General features: G+C 65.7%; 10 protein-coding genes and 1 pseudogene. 6 read left to right on the plus strand and 5 right to left on the minus strand.

Features of this window, described 5'->3' with window-relative positions:
- Window positions 1-447: 447 nt before the first annotated feature.
- A complete protein-coding gene (locus tag ASE66_RS33770) occupies window positions 448-3,735 on the plus strand; it encodes an autotransporter domain-containing protein (RefSeq protein WP_057193577.1) in 3,288 nt (1,095 codons plus the stop codon).
- Between the two features lie 21 nt (window positions 3,736-3,756).
- Here the strand turns inward: ASE66_RS33770 and ASE66_RS29610 are convergent, their stop codons facing one another.
- The 3 genes and pseudogenes from ASE66_RS29610 to ASE66_RS34075 form a co-directional block, all read right to left on the minus strand.
- Window positions 3,757-3,951, minus strand: a complete 195-nt coding sequence (locus ASE66_RS29610) for a hypothetical protein (RefSeq protein ID WP_057193856.1) — start codon at window positions 3,949-3,951, stop codon at window positions 3,757-3,759.
- A 201-nt stretch (window positions 3,952-4,152) separates the two neighbouring features.
- On the minus strand, window positions 4,153-4,843 hold a 691-nt coding region (locus ASE66_RS34070), incomplete at its 5' end, for an autotransporter domain-containing protein (protein ID WP_413814302.1).
- Between the two features lies 1 nt (window position 4,844).
- Window positions 4,845-8,891, minus strand: a pseudogene (locus ASE66_RS34075) (beta strand repeat-containing protein); the annotation flags it as partial.
- A 99-nt stretch (window positions 8,892-8,990) separates the two neighbouring features.
- Between ASE66_RS34075 and ASE66_RS29625 the strand changes: the two are divergent.
- Entirely contained in the window at window positions 8,991-9,905 is a 915-nt protein-coding gene (locus tag ASE66_RS29625) for a hypothetical protein (RefSeq protein ID WP_057193580.1), read from the plus strand.
- Between the two features lie 131 nt (window positions 9,906-10,036).
- On the opposite strand, the gene ASE66_RS29630 is transcribed toward ASE66_RS29625, so the two are convergent.
- Window positions 10,037-10,942, minus strand: a complete 906-nt coding sequence (locus ASE66_RS29630) for a LysR family transcriptional regulator (RefSeq protein ID WP_057193581.1) — start codon at window positions 10,940-10,942, stop codon at window positions 10,037-10,039.
- A gap of 99 nt (window positions 10,943-11,041) precedes the next feature.
- Here ASE66_RS29630 and ASE66_RS29635 point away from each other — a divergent pair, with 99 nt between their 5' ends.
- From ASE66_RS29635 to ASE66_RS29650, 4 genes are all read left to right on the plus strand, one after another.
- Window positions 11,042-12,067, plus strand: coding sequence for an amino acid ABC transporter substrate-binding protein (locus ASE66_RS29635; protein WP_082613854.1), 1,026 nt, complete (start codon window positions 11,042-11,044; stop codon window positions 12,065-12,067).
- A 7-nt stretch (window positions 12,068-12,074) separates the two neighbouring features.
- On the plus strand, window positions 12,075-13,379 hold the full coding sequence (locus ASE66_RS29640) for a threonine synthase (RefSeq protein ID WP_210178655.1): 1,305 nt from the start codon (window positions 12,075-12,077) through the stop codon (window positions 13,377-13,379).
- A 372-nt stretch (window positions 13,380-13,751) separates the two neighbouring features.
- Window positions 13,752-14,543: an ATP-grasp domain-containing protein gene (locus ASE66_RS29645; RefSeq protein ID WP_057193582.1), complete on the plus strand. Its 792-nt coding sequence runs from the start codon at window positions 13,752-13,754 to the stop codon at window positions 14,541-14,543.
- Entirely contained in the window at window positions 14,540-15,706 is a 1,167-nt protein-coding gene (locus ASE66_RS29650; RefSeq protein ID WP_057193583.1) for a glutamate-cysteine ligase family protein, read from the plus strand. The genes ASE66_RS29645 and ASE66_RS29650 overlap by 4 nt, the downstream gene beginning before the upstream one ends.
- A gap of 241 nt (window positions 15,707-15,947) precedes the next feature.
- On the opposite strand, the gene ASE66_RS29655 is transcribed toward ASE66_RS29650, so the two are convergent.
- Window positions 15,948-16,748: an IclR family transcriptional regulator gene (locus ASE66_RS29655; RefSeq protein ID WP_162262555.1), complete on the minus strand. Its 801-nt coding sequence runs from the start codon at window positions 16,746-16,748 to the stop codon at window positions 15,948-15,950.
- Window positions 16,749-16,799 lie beyond the last annotated feature (51 nt).

Below are 16,799 nucleotides of genomic sequence, written 5' to 3' on the forward strand. Positions count from 1 at the left end.
GGATTCGGGGTCCATGCGACCCTGAGAGCCAAACTCCTGCCAGGCGCGCATATGGCTCGTCGTGCGAAGCGACGGGCCGACTGCCGGGGTTTGCCTATGCCTATGTCGCGTGAAACACGTTCCGTCAGGCTTTCTCCCCTCCTGCCCCCGCGCTGCTCTTCACCCCTCGTCGTCGCACGCCTGCCGGCGCGCGGTTCGGTTTCGGTCGCAGCGCTTGTGCTCGCAGTCGGCGTTGCCGCGGCGCCGATGGCTCAGGCCCAGCAGATAACGCAAGGCGGTGGTGGCGCTGCGGGCGGCATCGCCGGCGGCGGCGGTGGCGCCGGGGGTAGCGGCGAGGGTACTGGCCGTGGATTTGGGGGCGCGGGCGGCTCCGGAGCAGCAGGACCAGCGGGATTGGCTCTTGCTGGTGCCGCAGGGGGCCACACTACAAGAGGCGGCATAGGCGGGGTGGCAGGAACTCCGAACGATCTTGCGGCAGGTGGCGGCGGTGGCGGCGGCGGCGGCAGCAACAGCTTGTCCGCCGGCGCTGGCGGCGCTGGCGGCGGCGGTGGCAACATCGACTCCACGATCGGCTTCTATTCGCTGGGCGCCGGCTATCTCGGATCGTCCGGCAGCACCGGCCTCGGCGGCCTTGGTGGTGGTGGTGGTGGTGGCGGCGGCAGCGGTGGGCTGGTGCTGACGGGCCCGGTCGTCAATGTGACGACCAACGGCTTCGATGTGACCGGCGGCGCCGGTGGCGGCAGCGTTGCTGGCGGCGGTATCGCCGGCATCGGCGGCGGCGGCGGCGCGGGGCTGGTGCTGCTCAACGGCGGCTCAGTGACAATCTCCGGCAGCGTCATTGCCGGCGGGGCCGGCGGCAATGCGGGGTCAACGGGCGGCGGCGGCGGCGCGGGGCTTTTTCTTTACGGCGGCGGCGCGCTGGCCAATCAGTTCGGTGCCATCCGTGGCGGGAATGGCGGCGGCATTTCCCTGTCGGCCAATTCCGGTGGCGACGGCGGCGTGGGCGTCCTCAGCAATCTCGGGACGATCGGCAACCAGGCGACGATCGCGGGGGGCACTGGAGGCTATGGTGTTACTGGCGGCGGCCGAGGCGGCATAGGCCTGGCCGCCTGGGGCGGCAGCGTCGTAAACGAAGCGTCGGGGACGATCTCTGGCGGAGAGGGCGGCAGCTTAAGTCAACCAGGCCGCTTCTTTCCGGCGGGCAGCGGTGGCGCGGGCGTGCAATTCCTCGACGGACAGGCGGCAAGCCTGTCCAATGCGGGCACGATCGAAGGCGGCGCGGGGGGCGCCACCCCAGCCGGAGACAACCCCCTCGGCTTGGGCGGGGTGGCCGTGGGCGGCGCGCTGAGCGGCAACATCTCCATTGTCAACTCCGGAACGATCAACGGCGGCGTCGACAGCAGAAGTGCAGTGAGATCCAACGCCATCTCGCTATTCGGCAGCGGCAACCGCCTGGAATTGCGCGCGGGCTCGACCATCAACGGCAATGTCCTGGTGTCGGGCGGCGCCGGCAACACACTGGTGCTCGGCGGTGCGACCGATGCCAATTTCGACGCGTCCCAGATCGGCGCGACGCAGCAATATCGCGGCTTCGACACCTACGAGAAGACGGGCGCGAGCACCTGGACGCTGACAGGGACCGGCAATCAGACCTGGTCGGTCGTGACCGGGGCGCTGAAGGCCGACACCAACAGCCTTGCCGGAAGCGTGCAATTCGCAAGCGGTGCGGGCAGCCGCAGCGTTACATTCGATCAGGCTTTCGACGGGACGTATAGCGGCACGATCGTCGGCACCGGCACGGTGACCAAGACCGGTACGGGCACGGTGACCTTGGCCGGGCTATCGTCGGTCGATTGGACGATTTCGGCCGGGGGGCTGATCACCGCGGCCGAACGCTTCGGCGGCAATACGGCGGTCGCGGCCGGGGCGTCGTTGACCTTCGACCAGGTGGCCGCCGCGACCTATGCCGGCGGGTTGTCGGGATCGGGCAGAGTCCGCAAGACCGGCTCGGGCCGGCTGAGCCTGACGGGCGATTCCTCAGCCTTCACCGGCGGGGCCACTGTCGAGAACGGCACGCTCTTCGTCAACGGCACGCTCGCGCGGTCCGCCGTCACCGTCCTGAGCGGCGCGACGCTTGGCGGCAACGGCACCGTCGGCTTCACCACAATCCAGTCGGGCGCGACCATCGCGCCGGGTAACTCGATCGGCACCTTGAACGTCAACGGCAACCTGGTACTGGCGCCGGGCTCGACCTACGAGGTCGAGATCGCCGGCAACGGCGCCTCCGACCAGATCGCCGCAACGGGGGTTGCCACGGTCACCGGCAGCCTGGTCGGGGTCACGGCGCTCGACCCGCAGACCAGCTACACCACTGGCCAGCGCTATACGATCATCACCGCTACCGGCGGGGTCAACGGCACCGTCGGGGGCGCGGTCTCGCGCTCGGCCTTCCTCGATCTGATGGTCGAGCACCGGCCAAACCGGGTCGATCTCGTCATCGCGTTGAAGGACACGCCGTCCGTGACGCCTCCCGGCTCTGGCCCGACTACCCCGCCGGCGATCTTCGGGACGGTGGCGCAGACCCGCAACCAGTTCGCCACCGCAGCCGGCCTGGACACGCTGCCGCAGGCCGGCGGCACGCTGGCGCTCTACAACAGCCTCTTGATGCTCGATGCGCCTTCCGCCCGCCAGGCCTTCGACGCGCTCTCGGGCGAGATCCACGCCTCCGCCAAGAGCGCGCTGGTCGACGAGAGCTGGCTCTTGCGCGCGGCGATTAACGACCGGCTTCGCTCGGCCTTCGGCGCGGTCGGCGCTAGCCCGATGGCGACGCTGAACTACGGCTTCAGCGCCGACCTCGCCCCGAGCGCGACAGGGCCGATGCCCAGGCTCAGGACCGACCGCTTCGCGGTATGGGGCCAGGGCTACGGCTCCTGGGGACGGACCGACAGCGACCGCAACGCCGCCAAGCTGACCCGCTCGACCGGCGGCTTCCTGATCGGCGCAGATGTCGCGGTGTTCGACACCATGCGCTTGGGCGTAGTCGCCGGCTACAGCCGGAGCGAGTTCGACGCGAACGCGAGGCTCTCCTCGGGCGAGAGCGACAACTATCATTTCGGCCTCTATGGCGGCGGCCAATGGGGCGCGCTCGGCCTGCACGCCGGCGCGAGCTACACCTGGCACGATATCGAGACCCGCCGCACCGTCGCCTTCGCCGGATTCGGCGACAGCCTGAAGAGTGACTACGACGCCGGCACGGCGCAGGTTTTTGGCGAGCTCGGCTATCGCGTCGATCTCGGCCAGACCGTGCTCGGCAAGGTGGCGCTGGAGCCGTTCGCCGGGCTGGCCTATGTCAACCTGCACACGGACGGGCTCAGCGAGACCGGCAGGGCGACGGCGCTGACGGCCCGCAGCGACGACACCAGCCTCGGCTACTCGACGGTGGGCTTGCGCGGCTCGACCACGTTCGCACTGCAGGGTATCGACCTGACCCTGCGCGGCGGCCTCGCCTGGCGCCATGCCTTCGGCGATGTCGACCCGAAGGCCACGCTAGCCTTCGCCGGCAGCAACCCGTTCTCGGTCGCCGGCCTGCCGGTCGCCAGGGACGCCGCCATCGTCGAGGCCGGGCTCGACCTCGCCATCAGTAAAAGCGCTGCTCTCGGCCTGGCCTATACCGGCCAGCTCGCCAAGGACGCCCAGGACCACGCCTTCAAGGCAAACCTCGCGGTCAGGTTCTGAAAGAGGGCTGGCGAGGCGCGTCTAGGACGCGATCGCCAGAGCGATGGCGATGGCAAGTAACAAAGGACCCATCCACTTGAAGTGGCTGACCAGCGTCGTCACCCAATGCGGCTGGTTGGCGGCATTGCCGGACAACGGCAGATAACCGAGGCCGGCGGCCGTCATCCATAGGCCTCCACAAAACATGATGAACTCGTCGATATAGGCTACGATCAACACTGTTGCCTTCTGTAAGAGAGTCGTCCCTTTACTCGTCGAAGACGTGGTCCGAAAAGGTCGCAGTCTGAATCCGGCGTGAGAGTGCGCAACGTCCGCTTCCGGGGCAGGTGCTAACGTCAGCTTGTGGCGCAGGAGAGCCCAAGTCCGCACCACATCTGCACAGGCTAGCGAGGATGGAAGTCGACCTTGGCCGCCACTTCAGAACCGCATCTCGAAGCGTCCCTTGAGGGCGTGGTCGCGTGAGCGTTCGCCGATGGCGGCGGAGTAGGTCAGGCCGAGCGCGGTGGCCTGTGAGATGCGCCAGTCGAGCCCGGCCTCGGCGACCAGGGCCTCGCGGTCGATCGGGGCGGCGAAGACGCGGGCGGGCGTGATGCCGGTAACGAAGGCCGTCTTTGCCACCGGGGTGAGCTCGCCGAAGCCATGGCGCCAGCCGATCAGCCCGCGGGCGAACAGCGGCATCTCCCCGATCTGCGCCTCGGCCCGCAGGCCGAGCGTGGTGAAGCCGAGCGTCTGCCCGGAGGCGAGGATGCGCAGCGCCGCCGCCCCACCGCGCTCGGTTCCGGCCTCGGTCGAGACCCGGATCAGCGCGAGCTGGGCGAAGGGCTCGAGCGCAAAGCCGCTGAAGGCGAAGGCATAGCCGAGGTCGGCAAAGCCCTGCGCCACCGAACCCGGCCGCTGCAGGCGCAAGCTGTCGCCGAAGCCGCGGATCGCGACCTGGCGGCGGATGTCACTCTCGGACCAGCTATAGGCGGCGCCGGCATCGAGGCGCAGGTTGCCGAAGCGGGCGCCTGCGTAGAGCGCAGCATGGCCGCTATCGAGCTTGCCCGAGGATCGCCTTGCATCGAGATCGAAGCGCGACTGGCTGTAGCCGCCGGCGACGCCGAGCTTCNCGTGCGACGCGACTGGCTCGCGGCATTGCCGTCTGAATTGGTGTTGCCGGTGCCGCCAAAAGCCTCGCCCCAGAAGCTGTAGCGCGGCTGCGGGACGGGCGCGGCCATCACGCCCCCGCTTTTCCGGCCGGGCAGATCGGCGCTGAACGAGGCCGCGACCTGTCCCGGAGTCTGCGTCAGCAGCGGACCGCGCAGATGCGACAGGATGGTCTGGCGCACCAGCCGGCTCTCGTCGATCATGACGCTGACGCCTTGGGCATGTCCTTCGCCGGAGATGAGGTCGAAGCTGGCCCGCGCTTCGGCCGCCGTGCTCGACAGCAGCGTGTCATAGACTCCATTGCCGGCGCCGAGCGCCTCTGCTGCATGCCCGATCGAGGCCTGGTTGTGGGTCAGAGCGACGTCCAGGAAGCTTGTCACACTGCGGGTCATGGTCAGCGTGACATTGCTCGCACCGTAGGCCAGCGACGGCGTCAGGAAAGCGAGATTCGAGGTGACGTCGGCGAAGCGTCCGGTGACGCCGCCCGCGGCGGTCAGGATATTGTAGTTGGTGCTCGCGGCGTAGTTGCCGGTCTCGGCCAGGACCTGGACCCTCCCCCCAGAGAGCGTTGCCGCGCCGGTCGCGATGATCTTGTCGTTCTGGCCGGCGGTGTTGACTTCGACCTGATAGGTCGAGCCGCTTGCGAACGAGACATTGCCCGACACCGTCAGTGTCCCGATCGAGCCGCCAGGCGATACCGTGCCGCCGGCGTTGGTGATGATCCCGCCGACCGTGCCGGAGCCACCAAGCGCCGCGCCGCTCAGCACCGTGACCGCCGAGGAGGCGAATGATCCATTGACCGAGAGCGTGCCCGCTTCGACCGTGGTCGATCCGGCCAGCCCGCTCGTTCCGGTGAGGGTGAGGTTGCCGGCCCCGCGCTTGGTGAACGAGCCGGCGCCGTTGATCTTATTGGAGAAGCTCGCGTCCGTCGGCTGGTCGATGACGAGTGCGCCATTGTTCATGATCTGGCTGACGCCGAAGCTGTTGGCCGAGCCGATCAGCATGCCCTGCGCGATCAATGTGCCGCCGGAATAGGTATTGCTGCCGCTCAGGGTGAGCGACCCGGCACCACGCTTCTGCACGTCGCCCGTGCCCCAAATCGCGCCGGCGAAGGCGACGTCGTCCGAGCGGTTGAAGGCGAGCGTGCGATTGTTGACGACATTCCCCGTGATCGAGCCCGAGGTGCCGCCATCGCCGATCTGCAAGACACCATCGGCGATCATGGTACCGCCGGCATAGCTATTCGCTCCGGTGAGCACCAGCATGCCGCTGCCAGTCTTCGTCAGCGCGCCGCTGCCGCCGATGCCGCCCGACCAGGAGAGATCGGCATCGGTCTGGAAAATGCCGCCGGCCGCAGTGATCACGACGTTGCGGGCGGAGGTGAAACTCGCTGTCGTCCTCAGCGTGCCACCGTCCAGGCTAAGGCCGCCGGCCGTCGCACCGAGATTGGCATCGGCCGAAACCTGCAGCGTGCCGCCATCGATCGTCGTCCCGCCGGTGTAGCTGTTGTTGCCCGAGAGAATGAGCGTGCCGCCCCCCACCTTCACAATGGCCGTGCCGCTGCCATCGGCGATGGTCGAGCCGATGCTGGCCACGACACCGTTGTCGACGTTGAAGGAGCCGGCCGCTCCGCTTGCGGGCGCGATCGAGAGCGTGCCGCCGCTCAGCGCATAGCCATTGGTCGAGAATTGCAGCGTGTCGAAGCTCACAGCGCCGACAACGTTCACCGCACCACCGCTCGGGCCGGCGAAGATGCCGACCGAGCCGCCCCAGCCGCCATTGGCGCCGCCGGCGCTGTCGGTCCAATTGCCGCCGAAGCTGGACCAGGTGCCGGCGCCGCCATCGACAGTGCCGTTGCCGGAGGTATTGGCTCCGTCCCAGAACTGCATGGTCTGGCCGGTTCCGAACACGACGAGGTTGACCTGTCCTGTCACGGTCGTATCCACCTGCGCGCTCGCGATGGTGAAGCCGCTTCGGGTCGAGGTCACGCTCTGGCTGTCGAAGCCGCCGGTGAGCGTGCCGCCATAGTCGAACAGACGATAATAGCCGGCAGCGGCGGCACGCGCGTCGAGCGCGCCGCCGAGCGTGAGGTCCCTGGTGACCTTGACGAGATCATTGCCAGCGATGGGGTCGCTGCCGCCGATGACACCCGGTGTATTCAGCTCGAAGATCGAGGTCGAACCACTGTGGAGCGTGAGGGAGCCGACCGTCAGCGTCCCCGGGCTGTGGCCCGCCGACAAGATGCCGTCCACGGTCACGGCTCCAGCGATGCTGCCGGTACCGGACAGGGTTGCGCCGGCTGCGAGCGTCACCACGCCAAGGCCGTTGAGCGCGCCGTCGACGCGCAACTCGCCGGCAGAGACCGTCGTTGTGCCCCCAAAGCTGCTGGTCCCGCTCAGGGTCTGCCGGCCCATGCCCTGCTTGACGATGCCGCCCGTGCCGCTGATCGAGCCGGCGAAGACCTGGTTCGCCGCATCACCGAAGGTCAGCGTGTTGCTGCCGAGCGCGACGGTGCTGCCGGCGACGCCCGAGAGGGCGCCGAGCACCGGGCTGGAAGCCGCAGTGCTGATGTCGAACTCCGCCCCGGCGCCGGCGAGCGAAAGCGCGGCCCCAGGAGCAAGGCGGCCGCCGCCGCTTAGCGCGAGCGTGCCGGCATTGATCGTGACATTGCCTGTGAATGTATTGACGCCAGTGAGCGTCAGCGTGCCCGCGCCCTGTTTGACCAGGCCGCCCGAGCCGACGACGGTACCGGAGAAGGTCGTGTTCGCAGCATCGCCGAGTGTCAACGTGTTGGGGCCGACCGCGACGGTGGTGCCGGCAAAGCCGGCCAGTGCGCCGATGGTCCGATTGCCGGAGGCGCCGCTGATGTCGAAGCGCGCGCCTGCGCCGAGGAGGTTCACCTCGCCGGCCGCGGCGAGGTTGCCGGAGCCGCTCAGCGCGAGCGTGCCGGCATTGATCGTGGTGCCGCCGGTGTAGGAGTTGCCGCCCGTCAAGGTCAGCGTACCTGTGCCCTCCTTGGTGAGCCCACCATCATTGCCCGAGATCGCACCGCTGAAGGCCGAGCCGGCATTTTGCGAGCCTACGATCAGATGCGCGCCGGGGCCGAGCGTGATCAGCCCGCTGCCGCCGAGGCCGTTCACCGCCAAAGACGAGTTCAGCCGGTACGTACCGTCGATTTGGAGATCGGTCGAGTTTTCGACGGCGGCGGAGCTGGTGGTTGTCAACGTCACGCCGGAGCGAACTTCGAGCGTGCCGATGCCGGTACCCACGCCCGCCCAGGTGCTGTCCCCGGCGAAAGTAAGACGCGACGCTCCCGTGATACTGGTCGAAAATGATCCTCCGCCGATCATAAGCGGTGCGGCAATGCCGATCCGACCGTTGCCCTCCAGACGGGAGATCGTGGTCGCGTCGCTCGACAGATAGAGCGTCGCATCGTTGTTGATCGTGAGGGACTTCGCCTGGTTCAGCACGACATTGAGGGAATGAACGACTACACCACCGGGCTGAACGGTCAGAGCCGTCAATGTCCCTCCGTCCAGGACAAGGTTGAGATCGATTCCTCCTGCCCCTTCCCAGCCATTGAAGTTGATATTGCCGGTATCCGAGGCCGACCCGAAATACACAGTCGACCCGGTCAGGAAGCTGTGAAAATAGAGATTCAGTGAGGTTCCTGCGATAGCAGACAAGCGACCGACGGAACCTGTATCCGCCACGACTCTGCTGCCGAGACTGAGATCGTTCAGGGCGCGGATGTGGCCGGACGTTCCAATGAACCTCACCCTGTCGTAGGGGAATGGATTATCGGTCGACACTTCGGCGAACCCGCCGATGTTACCAATAGTTTGGGAAAGCGCAGCCTGACACCCAAAATTCTTAAGTGATATAAACAGAGCCGCCAAAAGCAATGCTGGATTGAGACTTGAGCGAGCCGACCTAATCAAAGGGGCGCTGCTGCCAACATTTGGCCGGACGCCTCCTAGATTGCCTGGGCGAGTAGCGGTCTTTCGCATGGCGGGCTATCAGTTGGCTCAATCACCGGTTGTCGGGCGAACACATCAAGGCCATGCCGACCTCACCTCGCAAAGTCCAAAATCTGCAGGCATCCGGCCATGCATGATGTCTCGGACCCGGCGATCCGCGCCGGCATGCTCGACCGCGCAATCGCAGCCCATGTCGACAAGGGTCCATGGCCCTATGCTGCCAGTCTGATCCGCCGCAGCGGCTTTCGCGAGGCTTTGGGCTCATATTGCGCTGCGATGATCCAGCGGCCGGACCTGTCGTGGCCAGCGGACAAATTCTTCGGCCAGAGGCTGCGCTACCTTGTCTCCTTTTCTCTGATCGGCCTCGATGCGCGCTGGCGCCGGGGGGGTGGCGAGGCGCCGACGCTGGCCGCGCTCCAGCGCATCGCACCAGCCAGCACGCGGCAAATCGCGGAGCTGGTCGGGACGCTCAAGCTGAGCGGCTATGTCGTCGCGAGTCGGCTCGCAGGAGACGACCGAGCTTTGCGGTTGAGCCCCGCGATGACGCTGCTCCAGGAGATCGGGCGCTCACCCCTGGCTTTTCTCGACGCCTGCGAACGCTTGGATCCGGCGGGCTCGCCAATGGCGGCGAAGCTTCGGCTGGATGCCGCCGGGCTGGCGGATTGGCTCGGGGCCTCCTACGAGATGTTTTTGCAGGAGGACCTCTACTTCGCCCCCTTCTCTGATGTGGTCGAGTTCACCGGGCAGGATTGCGGATACCCGGTTCTGTCTGCCGTTCTTGCCGCACATTATTCTGCGCTCGCGGGCCTCGCTGCGCCTGCGCCTCTCTCTTATCGCGCACTGGCCGAGCGCTTTCGCGTCTCCCGGCAGCATGTCGGCAACATCCTCGCGAACGCGGAACGACGTGGCTGTTTCACCGTCGACCGCGGTGGTCGCAGAGCTACCGTGTCCGCAGGCTTTTTATCCGAGTTCGAGACCTGGGCGGCAGGCCAGATGGCACATTACCGCCTCCTCGCTGAGCGTGTATCCGGTACGCTCAGCTAGATGGCTCGCTCGTCGAATGAGCTGATCCCGTAACTGGACAACGTCTCGGATGGGGCGGGAGCCTGCATCGCGCCTCAAAGCTGCTAGCGTCCGCTTTCGGGCAAAGAGTCAGAGTCCGCTTGTGGCGCTTCTCATGCGTTGTCGAGTTGGAGGGCAAATCGGTTTCTCACCTCCGCCAACACACCTAGGAAGTCGCGGACGAGTTGCGGCCGCGGGCGCCCCGGCGGGAAAACGAGATGCTTACGGAAATGCAAGGCCGGCTCGAAGCGCAATACCCTGACCCCTGAGCGGTCGAGCCCAATGATCGCTGCGGGATTGATCAGCCCGATCCCTGCTCCCTCCGCAGCGAGCGCGCAGGCGGTGGCGGAATATTCGACGTCCACGACGACGCGCGGCTTTGCCTGCGCGGTTGCGAAGGCGTCCTGCAAGCCGCGCGAAAGGCGTTCGTCGAAGTCGAGCTGCAAGAATGGCTGATCGTGCAGATCTTCCGGCCGGATCACCACCCGCACCGCGAGAGGGTGGTCTCGCGGAATCACGGCGACCATCCGATAGTCGGCGAAGTGCTGATGCTCGACGCCGTTGAGATCGACCTCTTCCGAGCACAGTCCGATATCGAACTGCCCGGATGCCACGAGATCCCGGACCTGGCTGGAGGATTGCACCTGCAGGGTCACATTGATGCGGGGGAACGCCTTCTGGAACGATGCCAGGGCCTTCGGTACCAGCCGGCCTCCGAGCGAATGCAGGCTTGCGACCTTGAGTTCGCCGGCTCCGAACTCCCGGATCCGGGCAGCGGCGGCTTCCAGTTTCGCCATCGCCAGGAAATGGCTGTCGACCTCGCGGAAGAACATCCGCCCCTCGAAGGTCGGAACCATGCGGCTGCGAATCCGATCGAACAGACTGAACCCGAGCTCGCGCTCGAGCTCGGCGATGCAGCGGCTGATCGCCGGCTGGGTCACGCCGAGCAGTTCGGCCGCACGCGATGCGCTGCCGCTGGTCATAACGGCGGCGAAGGCTTCGAGCTGGCGATGTTGCATGCCTATCAGCTCTCGTTATCAAGCGACATGAATTCGATATTGGACGCATAGGATCGCCCTGCCTAGCCTCGACCCAAGCAAGCAAGAATGGAGGGGCAAATGATCACGGCATTTCTCAAGACAACGGCACTTGCGGCCGGTCTGCTGCTTTTCTTTCTCCCGCCCGCCGTCGCCGGGCCGCATCTCGACGGCTTGAAGCAACGCGGCGTCCTCAAATGCGGCACCTCCGAAGGCACGCCCGGCATCACCATGCCGGACCGCGAGGGCAAGTGGACCGGCATCTATGCCGATCTCTGCCGCGCCATCGCGGCCGCCGTGCTTGGCGATGCGACCAAGGTCGATTTCGTGCCGACGACCACCGTGACGCGCTTCACCGCCTTGCAGAGCGGGGAGATTGACGTCCTCTCGCGCACGGCCACCGTGACCCTGACCCGCGAGGCCCAACTCGGCCTGCGCTTTGCGCCGGTCTGGTTCTATGACGGCCAGGCGATCATCGTCGCGCGCAAGCTGAACGTTTCCAGCGCCAGGCAACTCAGTGGCGCGACCATCTGCGTGCAGCAGGGCAGCACCTCCGAGCTCAACCTCTCCGAATATTTCCGCACGCACGGCATGACCTTCTCGCCGGTGTCGGTCGCGACGCTCGATGCGGTCGAGGACGCCTTCTTCTCGGGTCGCTGTGACGCCTACAGCAACGACTCGACACCGCTGATCGGGATGCGGCTCAAGGCCGAGCGACCCGACGATTACGTCCTGCTGCCCGAGCGCCTGTCGAAGGAGCCGACCGCACTGGCGATCCGCAAGGGCGACGAGCAGTTCTATGACGTCGTCCGCTGGGCAATCTTCGCATTGATGGAAGCCGAGGAGATGGGTGTCACTTCCGCCAATGCCGCCGAGCTCGCCGCGAAAGGTCCGCCGGCCGTCAAGCGTCTGCTTGGCAGCGAGCCGGGCCTCGGCAAGGCGCTTGGACTCGACGAGCGCTGGGCCCTGCGGATGATCGCTGCAGTCGGCAACTATGGCGAGATCTTCGAGCGCAATCTCGGCAAGGACTCGCGCATTGGCCTCGACCGCGGCCAGAACGATCTCTGGACGCGCGGCGGCCAAATCTACGCCTTGCCGCTGCGCTGAACCGAATATGAACTGCTTTGCTGATCGTGGCCCGGAGGCTGCTCTGCCGTCCTGGGTCACCACATCGCCATCCTTGGCCGACGCCCTGATCTCGATGTTCGATCGCGATCGGCGCCCGCTCTATCCGCAGGCGGCACCGTTCGTCGCCCATGTCGACGAGGCCGGCGACGAGCCGTTCCATTATCCCTACGAGGTCGGCTACGCTTATGAGGGGCTTCCGGAAAGCTTCTTCGCGCCGCGCTTCGGCAGTGGTCTGGAACGTTGGGCTCCGCTGCTCCCCCCTCTCCTGCCGGGCCTGTCCTGTGGCGAGGGCGGGACACCGTTGGTCGCGGCACGCCAAGCCGCCGCCTGGGCCGGCCTGCCGGACCTTCTCGTCAAGGACGAGAGCGCCAATCCAAGCTGGAGCCATAAGGACCGGCTGAGCCTTTGCACCATCAGCGCCGCTGCGGCGGCCGGCGCGATCGGCACGGTCATCTCCTCATCCGGAAATCATGGCGCCTCCGCCGCCGCCTATTCCGCCCGCGCCGGGTTGAAATGTATCGTACTCTGCGACGACGGGGTTTCGCTGCCGCATGCACGGCAGATGCGCGCCTATGGTGCCGCCGTGATCGCCATGCCGCGCGCCGCTCGCTGGCCGCTCCTTGACATCCTGTCGCGCCAGCCCGGCTGGTATCTGATCGGCAATACGGCGCCGACCCATACCGGCCACCCATTCGGCCCCGAAGGCTACAAGACCATCGCTTATGAACTTTTTCTGGAGCTTGGTCGGGTGCCTGCCGCAGTGTCGGTTCCGACCAGCTATGGTGAGCTACTGTTCGGGATCGGCAAGGGTTTCGCCGAACTCAAGGCGCTGGGCTTAGCAGAGGGGGAGCCGATTCTGATCGCAGCGGAACCCGAGGGCTCCGCTGCGCTGGGCCGGTTCTGCAACAGCGGCTCGCCCAGCGCCCTGGTGCCAAAGAATACTATCGCCCATGGCATCGGATCCGCGCGTGTCAGTTTCCGCGGAATAGCCGCACTGCGGCGATCGAAGGGGTTCGCCGTTGCGGTCCATGATCAGAATACTGCCGATGCCCAGGCTGCGCTTGCACGCGACGGTCTATGGAGCGAGCCGGCTTCGGCAGCGGGCCTGGCAGCGTTGCGCAACGCTGCCCAGCAAGGACTACTGCCGACCGGCCCTCTTGTTCACATCTCCACATCAACGGGCCTGAAGGCGCCGTATCGTGCGGCCGCTGAGATTCCGCGCCTCGCTCACGCGGATTGGGCCGAACTGCGCATGGTTCTGGCTACTAGCTACCACCTGTCTCTCGGCTGACCCAACCATGGCCAGGCGAGGATGAGCGTAGGTGTAAAATCGCAATGCTTGCGGCCGCCCAAATGAAACGCTGGTGCGGAATCAAACGTCCGGTTTCGGGCGGGCGCCCGGTGTCCGGACGTGGCGCTTCTAGGCATTTGATGTGTTCGTTGTCTCATCTGCCGGGATGCTGCGGTCTCGGCTTCAGGGAATAGTGAGAGATTGCCACTACATCCCCTGCCGATGAACGCAACGCGGGCACGGCTGGGTCAACAAGCGTCGCGCCCGGCAAAACGGGCGCGACTGAAGTTCGCGCTTTTGCGGACGCCAGGGCGATCGCTTGCCCCCTCAAATGACGCGGCGCTCGCATTGTTCGTACGCGCGGCGGAAGGCATGGGGATCGAGGCGGAACTCATCACCGCGGCCGACCTTCCTCGCTTGGAGCAGTTCGACGGGCTGCTAATCCGGGATCACACGCGGATCGACAACTACACATTCGCGTTCGCACAACGGGCTGCGGAGCTGGGGATCGCGCTGGTCGACGATCCAGTATCGATGCAGGGCTGCAGCTCGAAACTCCGCCAGGCCAAACTATTTGAAGCCCATGGCGTACCGACCCCCAAAACGCTGGTGCTGACCCGCGAAACGCTTCCCATCGTCCCTGCGCTGCTGGGCCTGCCCTGTGTCATCAAGGAACCGGAGAGCTCATTCTCGCGTGGTGTGCATTGCGTGGCAAGCGAAGCCGAATTGGTCGAGCTGGTAACGGCACTTCTGGCGCATACGCCAGCCCTGATCGCGCAAGAGTTTCTGCCGACCGGCTTCGACTGGCGAATAGGACTGGTTGACCGACAGGCGATCTTCGCGTGCCGCTACCATATGGTGCCCGGCCATTGGCAGGTCGTGCGAGACGCCGGCACCCCGGAATATTGCGAGGGCCGAACCGAGGCTGTTGCGTTGGGCGATGTGCCGGCCGCGGTCCTCGCTTCTGCGAGGCTTGCGGGCGATGCAATTGGCGACGGCTTTTACGGTGTCGACGTGAAGGATCTCGACGAACGATGCGTGGTGATCGAGGTGAACGACAATCCGAATGTGGATGCGGGTCATGAGGATGGCGTGGCCGGGCCGGAGCTTTACGAGGCCGTCATCGGGACGATTGCGCGCCGGGCGTTTGGAGCGGGGCGGTGACGATTTACCGGGCTTTCGAGCGGGTGGGTATCGAGATCGAATATGCGATCGTCGCCCGGGACGATTTGGCCTGCCTGCCGATCGCAGATTGGGTCCTGCAGACGGCGCGTGCGCCTATGGGTCTCGCCTGGTCGAACGAATTCACCGCTCACGTCCTCGAGCTTAAGACGACGGAGCCGCCCCATAGCCTGGCCGGTCTAGTGCAGCCGGCGCAGAGCGCAATCGCGGCGATGAACCGGATGTTGCGTGACCATGGAGCGCAGCTGATGCCGGGCGCGATGCATCCGCTGTTGAACCCGCGAGACGCGCGACCCTGGGTCGATGACCCCCACGGGATCTATGCAGCGTACCGACGCATATTCGAAACCTCCGCGCATGGCTTCGCCAATCTGCAGAGCATTCACATCAACCTCCCCTTTGCCGATGACGAAGAGTTCGCGCGGCTGCATGAGGCCGTCCGCTTGGTATTGCCCATCATTCCAGCGCTGGCGGCGAGTTCCCCTGTGATCGAGGGGCGATTGGCCGGGGCGAAGGATTATCGGCTGATCGCCTATCGCGACAACGCGAAGGAATATCCGTTGGTCGCCGGCGATATCATTCCGCCGCGCATCGCGACGCCGGCGCAGTACCACGCGCAAATACTCGATCCCCTCTATGACAGCCTTGCGGACGCCGATCGGGAGGGCGTGTTGCGTCATCCCTGGCTCAATTCCCGCGGAGCGATTCCGCGCTTCGACCGCAATGCCGTCGAAATCCGTTTGACCGACACGCAGGAGAGTGTGGCGGCCGACCTTGCGGTGGCGCAGGCGATCGTCGGCGTCGTCAGACGTCTTTACGACGATGAGCGGTTGTTGCGGGTTTCCATCGCAACGGAGACGCTGGTCCGGATTCTCGGTGACTGCATGGTCAAGGGCGAGGAGGCCATCATCACCGCGCCGGATTATCTCGACATGCTCGGGAGCGGGTCGGCGAGCAGCGCCAGAGCGATCTGGTGCCTATCGCTGGCGGGAAGCGAGGTTGAGGCTTGTGCGCCCCTTCGGGCTGGGACATTGGCGACGCGGCTTGAAAAGGCGTTGGGAGACTGCCCCTCGATGGAGCGGATCTGCGGCGTCTATCAGGAGCTCTGCGACTGCCTTGAGAGGGGGACGCTCTTTCGGGCTTAGGGGCAGCGGTGATTGATTTTGCAGGTACAGAAGCGCCGCCGGATGCGCGGCTTTTCATGCCGGCCGCCTAAAGCCGCCGATCGCGAGTGCGGCGAGTCCTCGTTAAGTGGCAAACGTTAGGTGCGGAGTCATATGACGGCGCAGCCAGGCGCTTCATCGCCTTGTGCAGGCGGGGTAATGTCTGCTTCCGGGCGGTTACTGAATGTCCGGTCGTGGCGCGTTTCGACATCTCAAAGGAAGCTCATTCAGAGGTAGAAACATCGGCCCGATACATTTTTGTTCCTATTGATAACTTGTTCGCCAAAGCTCTGCTGGCGTCAGCCAGTGCGGCGAGATGTTGCGGCAGCTTGTCACCCATGATCCGTTGTAGCGGACCGGTCATGCCGACCGAATAGAGAACGAGACCGTCGCTCTGGCGGACTGGTACCGCGATCGCCGCCAAGCCTTCATCGATCTCGCCGATACAAGTGGCATAGCCGCGATCGCGAACGCGTGCGAATTCCTCCCTGATCCAAGCCTCGTCGCTTCGGGTATTCACAGTGAGCTTAGGCAGCTCCACAGCGAGGGCTTGGCGGATCAAAGCCTCGTCCTGATAGGCAATAATAGCCTTGCCGGTCGCCGCAGCATGCGGGGGCATCTCGATGCCGGGTTGGACGTAGCTGCGCCAGCGTACCTCGGGAGCCTGCGACACGGCCACCAGGACACGGCTGCCCACAAGCTTTGTGAGATAGCAGGCCTCGCCTGAATCGTCGGCGAGCGCAGCAAGAATTGGGCGCACCAGCACCTCGAGCCAGCCATCATCGGCCGTTGCATGAAGGATGCGCGAAAGCCGCGGCCCGACGGAATAAGCGCGCCCGCCTTGCCCGCCTGTGGCGAGCTCGGCCTTGACCAGTCCTTTCAACAACCTGTGTGCGGTCGTCTTGGGCAGATCGGACAGAGCAGCCACGTCCGCGAGCGCAAGCTGGCTCGGGAAGGCCGCAATGATCTCCAGCAGCCTAAGATAGCGTTCCAGCGGGCTGTCCGGGTCCGTCTGATCAGTCAACTGAACCTCCATCACCGAACCCGGTTGACAGGGTCGGGGAGCGCTTCTACG

It is taken from the genome of Allobosea sp. Root483D1, assembly GCF_001429505.1.
In the GTDB taxonomy this organism is placed as follows: Bacteria; Pseudomonadota; Alphaproteobacteria; order Rhizobiales; family Beijerinckiaceae; genus Allobosea.